The organism is Ferruginibacter sp. (genome assembly GCF_031391665.1).
In the GTDB taxonomy this organism is placed as follows: Bacteria; Bacteroidota; Bacteroidia; order Chitinophagales; family Chitinophagaceae; genus Ferruginibacter.
The window spans coordinates 1-10,543 of the sequence record NZ_JANMUN010000180.1 but is presented as its reverse complement, the minus strand read 5'-3'; the positions used below and the strand labels follow the sequence as shown (position 1 = coordinate 10,543).

Here is a 10,543-nt window from a genome sequence, read left to right as displayed (position 1 = left end):
AATTAGATGATGAGGGCGGCGAATTAAAAAACATACTGCAGCTTAACGAAAGGGAAACCGACTTTTTAAAATACGCCTGCACCGAAATGACGTACAAAGAAATTGCGGATAAAATGTTTGTGAGCCCACGTACCATTGATGGCTACCGGGATGCACTTTTTGAAAAACTGCATGTGAAGACAAGGGAGGGTTTGGTGATGTATGCGATTAAGAATGGAGTGGTGAGTGTATGAGAAGGGTGAAAGGGCAATGGTGAATGGGCAATGGTGAATGGGCAATGGTGAATTTGAAATGTCGAATATGGAATGTCGAATGTAGGATTTTGCACGCTGAGGGGGCAGAGGACGCTGGGGAAAAAATATTATAAATTAAATAGTGTTTTCATTGGCGGGCAGCACGTCAATTATAAAAATAAAATTTGTTTAACTTCTGCGTTCTCTGCTGCTCTGCGTGGAACAGTGTGTTGGATTTTGCACGCTGAGGGGCAGGGGATGCTGGGAAAAAAATATTATAAATCAAATAGTGTTTTCATTGGCGGGCAGCATGTCAATTATAAAAATAAAATTTGCTTAACTTCTGCGTTCTCTGCAGCTCTGCGTGGAACAGTGTGTGGGATTTTGCACGCTGAGGGGCAGGGGACGCTGGGGAAAAAATATTATAAATTAAATAGTGTTTTCATTGGCGGGCAGCATGTCAATTATAAAAATAAAATTTGTTTAACTTCTGCGTTCTCTGCTGCTCTGCGTGGGACTTTTTTTATTCTCCTGTAAATACTCAGTTGCTAATTTTTAAACTAAAAGCATAATCATATAACCTATTGCAGCTAAAGCATTGCTGTTACATCAACAAATATTCATTTACTGCTGCCTCAAATCTTTTGCACCCTAAATAAAATGGGCCGACAAAAATGTCAGCCCATTTATAAATTAGTAATTATGCTTTATTAATTTATCCTCATGGTTTGTGTATTCTCATTTAAAGTAACGGTATAAGTTCCGGCTGTGGCTGGAGTTTTAAAATCTCCGCCACCTTCCCACCTGATGCCTTTATTTACACCCACTGCCTGGCTGCCACCACTGTTATCTTCATAATCAAAAGCACCCCAATTATTTCCTGCCAGAAACTTAATGGATTTATTTGCTTTTAGCGCTATTGTAATTGTCCAAACACCATTGCCGCTGTAAGTCATTTGTGGAGAGGATGGTGGATCCCAGTCATTAACTCCGGCCTGGTTCATACCGTCGCCCACTAAACGCATTTCGGCTGCTGGGCTGGTAAAGTATTTAACGTTGTTTACATCACGGCCATCCCAAATTACCCTGTTGCGTACAGGCGAATTAGTAATGTCTGCAAAATTTGAACCGTTTACTTCAAGTGTACTGCCATCGCCGCCGGCTGTGCCGTAACTTCTTGTTTCGTCAACTGCTTTGCTGCCATTGTCCCATGCATTATTATCAATTAATTTCCAACCCTGGTTGGCAACAAAGGTATTAATGCCTACAAATAAATTGGTAGCTGCATTGCCCATTGCATAAGTGGGGAATACATTTGGAGGGTTCCATCCTGCGCCTGTTGCGCCACCTACAAAACCCATTCTTCCCTCACGAATATCATATTTTAAAGTAGTACGGTTTACCGTAATTCTGTAAAAACCTGCGGTGGTTACTTTTAAATTAGTACCGCTGTTTTGAGCAAGGTTACCACCACTGCCGCCATAGTTAACGTCCCAACTTCTGCCAGTGGTTACTTTAAATTCGGCATTGGCCGGTAAAAATATGTAGATGTAATACATATCGTTAAACACACCAGAACGAAGGTCTCTTATTAATTCTGGTGCTGTTGGCGGATCCCAATCGTTACCATTACCTGTTGCAGATTGATAACCACCCGGTAAATACATTCTAAGAATGGGTAAATAACTTTTGATGCTAACATTAACCACATTTGAATATGCAATTGCACCTAATGCCGTAACAGCTTTTATACGGTACTCCACTGTACCGGTATTACCACCGGGTATGCCCGAATTTAAAGCCGTAGCATTCATTTCTCCCTGTGTTAATCCTTTGGTTAAAACAGCTGGGCCTGCCGCAATTTCTAAAGGAGCCACAAAGTTTTTTCCCGCAGAATCATACTGTAATGTATATGTAACAATACCTCCATAACTTTTAAACGATGAACTCCAGTTGAATATATTGGAAGCTAATGCTGCATTGGCTAAACTTAGTGTAACCGAAGTGTTGGCACTGGTTAATACAGAAGGGTCGGCAAATGGTGTAACGCTAACTTTTACAACGTTACTCATGTACCTTTCGTTGTTGTTACTGTAAGAAGATATTAAGCGTACATCAATTGATTGAGCAACGTTTAATTTAAATCCTAAGTTTAGCAGGATGCCGTTTAAATCTCTGCCAGTAAGTGCAGTGTTTAAAACGCCGGTAACGGTTTTAGTATTTTCGTTAGCAAAGTTTTTTCCGGTGCTGTCTATTTCTAAAATATATTTTGTGGTAGCAGAATCTACAGAATACCTTGGATTGCTCCACGAAAAAGTTACGGCTGTTTTATTAGAATCTGCAAGTGCCGGTGCAACTGTAGCGGTTGAGCTGCTTAGTACCGGCGATACACCCAATTGATAAACTGGTAATGCTTCTGCTTTTTTTAGGTTGTCAATTTTATTACAGGCAGTAAAAAAACCGGTAACAACAACAGCAGTTAAAAATATTTTTGAGAGATGTTTCATTTTAAATGTTTTAATGTTTTTAATTAACCAGAAAAAAATATTTATTATTCTACTGTATATTTTCCGGTTTTAAAATCTACTGTTATTTTATATGATTTTGTAACAGCAGGTGTTTTTATATCTCCGCCATCAGGTTTAAAACTGTCGCCATTTACATTGTTGGCATTATTACTTCCTGTAAAACCATATTTATTATTCCAATCGCCATAAACGGGTACAAACAACATGGAGTTGTTAGCACTAAGCACTATAGTCAATTCAAATTTTGATGAACTCACTTTTGTAAAACGCTGACTTACATTTTCCGGATCTCCGCCACCCATCCAGCTTGCAGGTGATGCACTGCCGGTAATATATAGTTTTGCAGGTACAGGATACACTACATCCAAATAAGGCGTAATAATAATTTTTATTACATTGGAATAAAGCGGAACGTTAGAATTGGTGATGTTTGATTTTACACGTATCTCCATATTATGCGGCATATTTTCCAGCAAGCCCATACCCAGTAATAAGGTGTTTAAATCTTTTACTGTTATAGCAGTGGCTAAATCTTTTGGAATAGATTTTTCTCCAATTTTAGGATTAGTAAAATTTGCACCTGTAGTATCAAACTGCAAAGTATAGGTAACATCCTGTGAGCTTGGACCTGTATTAAACTGGTAGTTAGGATTTGTCCAGGTAAAACTTAATGCCTGGTTATCTTTATTGGCAATTAATAAAACCAATGGTGTGGTAGAAGATGCTTTAAGCACCGGAGCTGTACCGCCTTCGAAATAGTTTTTATTTTCGTCTTTTTTGCATGATGCAAATACTACAAGCAGTGTTGTTAAGAAGAAAATTTGTTTTAATATATTTTTCATTATAATAATTTTAGCAGTTAAAAATTAATAACCGGCATTTTGTGTAAGGTTAGGGTTGGTGGTTCTGTTAGTGGTAGGTACAGGAAAAATATTGTACTTACTGTCAACCGCAGTACCTGAAGCTACTCCCCCTTTCCATGGCCACAAATATGTACCTGTTGTTAATAAACCATATCGTACCAAATCGGTACGGCGGTGGCCTTCCCAGTATAGCTCTCTTCCTCTTTCGTTTAATATATTTTGTAACCCTGTAGCTGAAGGTGTAAGATCGGATGCAGCAAATGCTGTTGCACCGGCTCTTGCCCTCATCAGATTTAAATAGGTTAGTGCAGTTGCTGCATCGCCACCTGTACCACCCCTTAAAACTGCTTCGGCATAAATCAAATACATTTCAGATAAACGAAAAACAGGGAAGTCAACATCAGAAAATTCTTTTCTTGAATCCGAAACCGGGCCGCCATCGGCACGGATATTTTTGTATTTGTTTACATGCATACCCTGGTCGAAATTGCTTATGTCGGCAATGGCTACCTGTGATGGTGCGGTACCATATTTAGATGTAGTAAACATGGCACGTTTATCGGTATTACCACTTAAATCTGTAAATAAATCGGCAAGTCCTTTTGTAGTGCGGTAACCATACCAACCTCCGCCAACACCATAATCGGCGGCATCATCACCAGCTGCACAGTGTACAAAAAATGTAGTGTTACCATAAGCTTGTGTACGCAAACCATCGCAGTTTATTGCAAACATAAACTCATCTTTTGCTTTATCATTATCTGCCATAAAAACTTTACGGTAATCAGGATACAAAGTGTAACCGCCGGCTATTACTTTTTTAGCATAAGTAATGGCTTCGGTATATTTAGCTGTGCCGGTATACACCTGTGCGTTTAAATACAACCTTGCAAGCAATGCCCATGCAGCACCCTGATCGGCCCTGCCATATTCAATAGTTTTTACGTTTGCTAATTGTGTTTCCACAGCCTTTAATTCTGTTTCAATATAGCTGAATAATTCTGTGCGGCTTTTTTCACCGGGCTGAAAAGTACCAATTAAATCAGCCTCAGTAATAAAGGTAGATTTACCAAACAGATCAAGCATTACCCAGTAGTTGAAAGCACGTAAAAATTTTGCTTCTGCATTCGATTTTTTAATTTCAGCAGCATCTGCACCACTAATGTTACGCTCTGCAAGTTTTGCGTCTGTCGATTCCCTGATGTATTCGTTTATCAGGGTGATATTATAAATACATCTTGCATAAATTCCTTTTAAAAAAGGATCGTCAGCCGTCCATTTAAGGTTATGAAAATCTTTAATGGTTTGATCATTCCATGCAACCACTGCTTCATCGGTAGGCAGTTCCTGGCAGTTAAATAACATGCGGATGAAAGCCACTTGTGAACCTTCATCCAATCCTCCGCCAATATCCGGGTTACCAGCCGGGCCGGAGTTACCGGTAATTGAAAGTGTTCCATAAATTTTAGCCAATACACTTTTGTAACCTGCTGCTGTGGCATAAGCCTTTTCTGGAGTTAAATCATTAACCGGAAACAAGTCCAGCTTTTTGGCACAAGAAGTTATTACGATAGCAATAACCGCTGACAGCATGATTTTATTTACAAATTTATTTTTCATATCAATCGTAGTTTATAAAATTAAAAATCGAGGCTTGCCCCTAATGAAAAAATACGTGGCCGTGGGTATATCGTATAATCCGTACCGCTACTGTTGGCATTCTCAGGATCTAAGCCAGAATAATTGGTGATGGTAAATACATTTTGCACACTGCCATTTAACCTGAGCAATGCTTTATTTTTTAATACTTTACCAATATTATACCCCAGGTTAATATTATCTAATCTAAAAAAAGAAGCGTTTTCAATATAATAGTCAGACAAATACTCGTTGGTGGTAGTACCACTAAAACGGGTATTGTAAAAATCCGGTACACCGTTTTGTATAAAGTTGATTGGATTTTTTAAAGCCCTTAAAACACCATTGTTAGAATTTAACTGGTTGTATAAATAGTTGCCGATTGCGCCGTGAGCGGCTAAACCAACATTCCATTTTTTATAACTTACCTGTGTATTTAAGCCAAATAAAATATCTGCTGCAGGCTTTTTATACAAATACCTGTCGGCGCTGGTTATTTGCCCGTCCCTGTTTAAATCTTCAAACAAGTTTTCAATTGGCTTGTTGGTAGTTTTATCATACACCTGCTTGTACACATAAAATACATAAGGAGAGTAACCTACTTTAAATTTACCAATCGTGTTGGTTAAACCGCCTCCAATACCACTCACATCAATACCCTGAAAATTAGCATCCTGCTGCTTTAACAGGTTGGTAATTTCAGATTGATTATAAGTTACGTTAAAACCAAAATTCCACGTAAGGTTTTTAGTTGCTATAGGAATAGTGTTTAAAGTAAACTCCACACCTTTGTTCTCCATATTACCAACATTGGTAAACAATTCAATATTAAAATTTGAACCCGGTGCAATAGGTACCACACTTAATAAGTCTTCCGTTTTTTTATGGTAAATATCTATTGAACCAGAAATGCGGTTGTTACTAAACCCAAAATCTAAACCCAAATTTGTAGTGGTAGTGGTTTCCCATTTTCTATTTAGGTCATACGCCGATGGACGCAAAAAACTATAAAAAGTATTGCCAAATTGATATTGGGCTGCTAGGTTACTTTGAGAATAATAAGGCAAATAAGAATAATAATCATTAGCACCAAAATCTTGCTGCCCGGTTACTCCCCAGCTACCTCTTAATTTTAAATCGCTTACCAGGTTACTGTTCTTAAAAAATTCATCTTTCATTTTCCATGCTAATGCCACTGCAGGAAAATAACCTACCCTGTTATCTTTACTGAATTTAGAGCTGGCATCCCTGCGCAATGAAGCGGTTAATAAATATTTGTTGGCTAAAGTAAAGTTTACTCTTCCCAAATAAGACTCCATTCTGTATTGCGGCTTATCCGTTAAAAAAGTAGGTACGCTACCTGCAATAGTATCTTTTCTTGCCGGGTTTGCCGGGTCGGCAATTGCACGGTAACTAAACGATGCAAAGTTTTTTACATTGGTATAAAAATCCTGGTAACTATGCCCAACCAGCACATCTATTTTACTGTTAATGCTTTTTATTTCTTTGGCATAAAACAGCTGTACATCTGCCAGTGTGTTTCTTTTTTGCTGCTCATAATAACTTTTTCTGCCGCCTGTTTTATAATTGGTTGCAGATGCAGAGTCTATGTTGTCATTACCTTTTCCTGAAGCATTATCCATACCCAAGTTAAGCAGTAAATGTAAATCGGGTAAAAAATGCATTTTATAATCTAACTGCACATTACCAATTACACGGTTTACAGTTGAAGTATTATCTCTCTGCTCTAACAAACCTAATGGGTTTCTGGTACTTAACTCAACAGGATTTCCCCCTTGTAACCATTCCCAATAACCACCATTTTTACCCGTTGCATTATTAACAGGCTGTGTAGGATCAAATGTAACAGCAGCACCAATGGCACCTTCATTAGCAAATACATTATTTGTGCGGCTATATTTAAAAGCCAAATTAATGGCCAAATGGTCGTTCCAAAGTTTAGGGTTTAAGTTTAACGATGTAGATACCCTTTTAAAATTGTTTGTTTTCAACACACCATCCTGGTTTAAATAACCTAATGATGCCCTGAAAGGCAACACAAAGGGTAAACCTTTTATACTTCCACTTGCGCTAATGTTATTATCAGCAGCTACAGCTGTTCTGTAAATTTGATCTTGCCAGTTAGTATTGGCAGTACCTAATAGATTTTTGTAGGTGTTACTACCTGTAGCTGCAGCATCGGCATTTATTATACTCCTTATTTGGTCTGCAGAAAGTACATCTACGTGTTTGCTTACATTGGCAAGAGAAGCCTGAGTGGTAAAATTAAATTTTACTTTTCCGCTGGTTCCTTTTTTAGTTGTTATTATTATAACGCCATTTGATGCTCTTGAACCATATAAAGCAGTAGCAGAAGCATCTTTAAGAACACTCATTGATTCAATATCATTAGGGTTAATAGTATTTAACAGATTACCAGAACCTGCAATACCATTACCTTCAACCGGCACACCATCAATTACAATTAACGGATCGTTACTGGCAAACAAGGAAGCACCGCTGCGGATACGAATTTTACTTCCGCCACCCGCAGAACCGCCACCTGTTGTAACTTCTAACCCTGCAACTTTACCCACCAGTAATTGTTCTGATGAGGCAATATTTCCTTTTTGAAAATCTTTGGCAGAAATGGATGTTACAGAACCGGTAAGGTCGCCCCTGCGTTTGGTTCCGTATGCAACTACCACCACTTCGTTTAAACGCTGGTCGGTTTGTGCAATGCTTACATCAATAGTTGTTTTACCTGCTACTGCCACTTCTGTAATAGCGTAGCCAACAGATGTAAAAACTAAGATGGCATTTGCCGGTACATTAATTTTAAATGTACCATCTGCTGCAGTTGTTACTGCAGTTTTAGTTCCCTTTAGTGTTACAGTTGCCGCCAAAACAGGCGTACCGTCTTTACTGTCGGTTACTTTACCGGTAACAGCGGTTTGTGCAAACCCTGCAACTGCGATCAGCAGCAGCGCAATCGTTTGCATAAAAATCCTGTAAAATTGTTTGTTGATTTTTTTCATACATGCAAGTTGTATCGTTTTTAAAAAATTAGAAAGCAGTTGTTAATGTGTATTTTTTACACAATTGAGAATGTGTAAATTTTACGCAAAGTAAGGAATTTTTATTATAAACAAAATTTTGTTAAAAAGAATTTTTAAATTGCTGTGATTACTTAAACAGTTGCCTGATATTCAATAACTGTAATAGTATGGTAAGACATCAGGTGCTTTAATTATGCTGCAACGGGGTATTTACTTTAAAAATCTATACCCACCCACTTTTTCTTTTTCTTCTCGTATTTTTCAAAATTAAACTTGTATAATTTGCCCGGCCGGTGCGGTACGTCCTGTTCCATTTCGTCGAGGTCAATTAAAAAATCCATAGCAAAGAATTTTTTGCGGAAGTTTCTTCTGTCCATTTTAGTATCTAAAATAGCTTCGTATAAATTTTGTAAATCCCTTAAAGAAAATTTTTTGGGTAAAAGATTAAAACCCAATGGATGTTCCTGTATTCTTTTTTGTAAACGCTGGTAACAGGTATCATATATCTGCTGATGATCGAAAGCAAGGTCGGTTACATTTTGTATGTCGTGCCAGTGCAGTTCGTTATCTAATATTTTTAACTTATGGTGCTGCACATTTATTAAAGAGCAGTAAGTAACTGTTACCACACGGCCTGCCGGATGGCGGCTTACTGCACCAAATGTTTCTACCTGTTCCAGGTAAACATCGCTTAAGCCGGTACGCTGTTTTAATATTCTGTATGCCGCCGCATCAAGGTCTTCGCTGGGCCTTACCAAATCTCCTAACAAAGACCATTTTCCTAAATATTTTTTCAGGTCACTTCTTATCAGTAATACTTTCAGTTTGTTTTCATCAAAACCAAAAATTACACAGTCCACCGATAAAGCAATACCATTACTGCTTTCTACTTCGGATTGTATAGCCGTGAGTGTTTTAATATTTTTTACCTTGTCTGTACTAACATCAGAAGTCATTAGAAAATATATTTAGAGTTTTAAATTTTACTTAATCTATTGCTTTATAAATTGAATATAATATTTAAGTTTGTTTTGTTCGATCTTTAAAAAATAAACTCCCTTTACAAGCGATTTAAATTTATCGTTTAATGTTATTTTATACTGGCCTGCACTTAAACTGGCATTACATAATATCTGCAATTGCTGCCCAAAAGAATTTACTAAAGTAATAATTACTTTTCCATTGCCAGGTACAATATAATCGATTATTGCATTTGATATAACCGGGTTGGGAGAAATTTTAATTCCCAAACCATTTTTAAGTCTTGTAATAGTGCTGTTACGTGAGCTGGTAGTAAACTGTGCTGCAGTGTAATTTACTGCAGGTGTAGCAATACAGTTGGCACTTACCCTCCACTCGTACGATACACCAGTACTTTTAACAAATGACGATGGTATCCATTCCGATGGCCTGATCCAGCTCGAGCACGCCCTGCGAGCCGTTGGCGATGTTTATGTGGTGGCGCCGGCATCGGAAATGAGCGGTGCATCACACAGTCTCACCCTCGCCCGACCGCTTCGCATCCGCCAGATTGATGCGCGTCATTGGACGGTCGATGGCACACCCACCGACTGCGTAACCCTGGCGCTAAACAAGATCCTACCAGCTGAAGAGCTTCCCCATATTTGTGCTTCCGGGATAAATCACGGTGGTAACCTGGGCGATGACGCCACCTATTCAGGTACGGTCGCGGGAGCATTGGAGGCGACTATCCTGGGTGTACCAGGCTTGGCCTTCAGTTTAGTGGCCCGGGAGAATTTTGATTTCACAGCGGCAGCGCAGTTTGCGGTTACCGCCATTCGCAAAGTTTTGGCCGAGGGACTACCGGAGGGGACGCTACTGAACATCAATTTTCCGCCTGGTGAGATCAAAGGCGTCAAGGTGACTCGACAGGGAATTAAGAACGCTCGGCCAGTAATCACCGAACACATCGACCCTCGGGGAAAGCCCTACTTCTGGATTGGCGAAGAATACTTTAATACCAACTCTGCCGACGGCACGGATTACTATGCTATCGATTCTGGCTTTGTATCGGTTACGCCGCTTAGAAGCGACATGACTGACCATCAGGCGTTAACAGCGATCGAGACATGGAACTACTTGAAAGCCGAGGAGCTGGTGCACGAAAGTTAATAAAGAGTTTCGAGTTCAGAGTCCCAGGTGCTGGAACCAGTACAATAACCAGATAGACCGGTAGCGTCATGTTTTCAGTTAGCTGCGTG

The 10,543-nt window shown here is 39.0% G+C and carries 9 protein-coding genes; 3 read left to right on the top strand and 6 right to left on the bottom strand.

Annotated features, from left to right (window positions below; all coding sequences use genetic code 11):
* Both ACY651_RS13780 and ACY651_RS13775 read left to right on the top strand, forming a co-directional pair.
* Window positions 1–233, top strand: a 233-nt coding sequence (locus tag ACY651_RS13780) for a response regulator transcription factor (RefSeq protein WP_462253711.1), incomplete at its 5' end; no start/stop codon positions are given.
* A 72-nt stretch (window positions 234–305) separates the two neighbouring features.
* A complete protein-coding gene (locus ACY651_RS13775) occupies window positions 306–770 on the top strand; it encodes a hypothetical protein (RefSeq protein WP_462253709.1) in 465 nt (154 codons plus the stop codon).
* 173 nt (window positions 771–943) lie between these two features.
* Here ACY651_RS13775 and ACY651_RS13770 read toward each other — a convergent pair whose 3' ends face one another.
* From ACY651_RS13770 to ACY651_RS13745, 6 genes are all read right to left on the bottom strand, one after another.
* The gene (locus tag ACY651_RS13770; protein ID WP_462253707.1) at window positions 944–2,740 is read right to left on the bottom strand and encodes a SusE domain-containing protein; all 1,797 of its coding nucleotides are present in this window, start codon (window positions 2,738–2,740) and stop codon (window positions 944–946) included.
* A gap of 44 nt (window positions 2,741–2,784) precedes the next feature.
* Window positions 2,785–3,603, bottom strand: a complete 819-nt coding sequence (locus ACY651_RS13765) for a SusE domain-containing protein (RefSeq protein WP_462253705.1) — start codon at window positions 3,601–3,603, stop codon at window positions 2,785–2,787.
* Between the two features lie 24 nt (window positions 3,604–3,627).
* Entirely contained in the window at window positions 3,628–5,244 is a 1,617-nt protein-coding gene (locus ACY651_RS13760) for a RagB/SusD family nutrient uptake outer membrane protein (RefSeq protein WP_462253703.1), read from the bottom strand.
* Between the two features lie 20 nt (window positions 5,245–5,264).
* Window positions 5,265–8,300: a SusC/RagA family TonB-linked outer membrane protein gene (locus tag ACY651_RS13755; RefSeq protein WP_462253701.1), complete on the bottom strand. Its 3,036-nt coding sequence runs from the start codon at window positions 8,298–8,300 to the stop codon at window positions 5,265–5,267.
* Window positions 8,301–8,536: 236 nt separating this feature from the next.
* A complete protein-coding gene (locus tag ACY651_RS13750; protein ID WP_462253699.1) occupies window positions 8,537–9,277 on the bottom strand; it encodes an NUDIX hydrolase in 741 nt (246 codons plus the stop codon).
* Window positions 9,278–9,313: 36 nt separating this feature from the next.
* The gene (locus ACY651_RS13745; protein ID WP_462253697.1) at window positions 9,314–9,571 is read right to left on the bottom strand and encodes a T9SS type A sorting domain-containing protein; all 258 of its coding nucleotides are present in this window, start codon (window positions 9,569–9,571) and stop codon (window positions 9,314–9,316) included.
* A gap of 88 nt (window positions 9,572–9,659) precedes the next feature.
* Between ACY651_RS13745 and surE the strand changes: the two genes are divergently transcribed.
* A complete protein-coding gene (gene surE, locus ACY651_RS13740; protein ID WP_462253695.1) occupies window positions 9,660–10,454 on the top strand; it encodes a 5'/3'-nucleotidase SurE in 795 nt (264 codons plus the stop codon).
* Window positions 10,455–10,543: the final 89 nt, after the last annotated feature.

What these genes read in the sequence shown, in the direction of transcription:
- ACY651_RS13775 (WP_462253709.1), top strand. Translation starts at nt 306, where the DNA reads ATGTCGAATGTAGGATTTTGCACGCTGAGGGGGCAGAGGACGCTGGGG.
- ACY651_RS13770 (WP_462253707.1), bottom strand. Translation starts at nt 2,740, where the DNA reads ATGAAACATCTCTCAAAAATATTTTTAACTGCTGTTGTTGTTACCGGT.
- ACY651_RS13765 (WP_462253705.1), bottom strand. Translation starts at nt 3,603, where the DNA reads ATGAAAAATATATTAAAACAAATTTTCTTCTTAACAACACTGCTTGTA.
- ACY651_RS13760 (WP_462253703.1), bottom strand. Translation starts at nt 5,244, where the DNA reads ATGAAAAATAAATTTGTAAATAAAATCATGCTGTCAGCGGTTATTGCT.
- ACY651_RS13755 (WP_462253701.1), bottom strand. Translation starts at nt 8,300, where the DNA reads ATGAAAAAAATCAACAAACAATTTTACAGGATTTTTATGCAAACGATT.
- ACY651_RS13750 (WP_462253699.1), bottom strand. Translation starts at nt 9,277, where the DNA reads ATGACTTCTGATGTTAGTACAGACAAGGTAAAAAATATTAAAACACTC.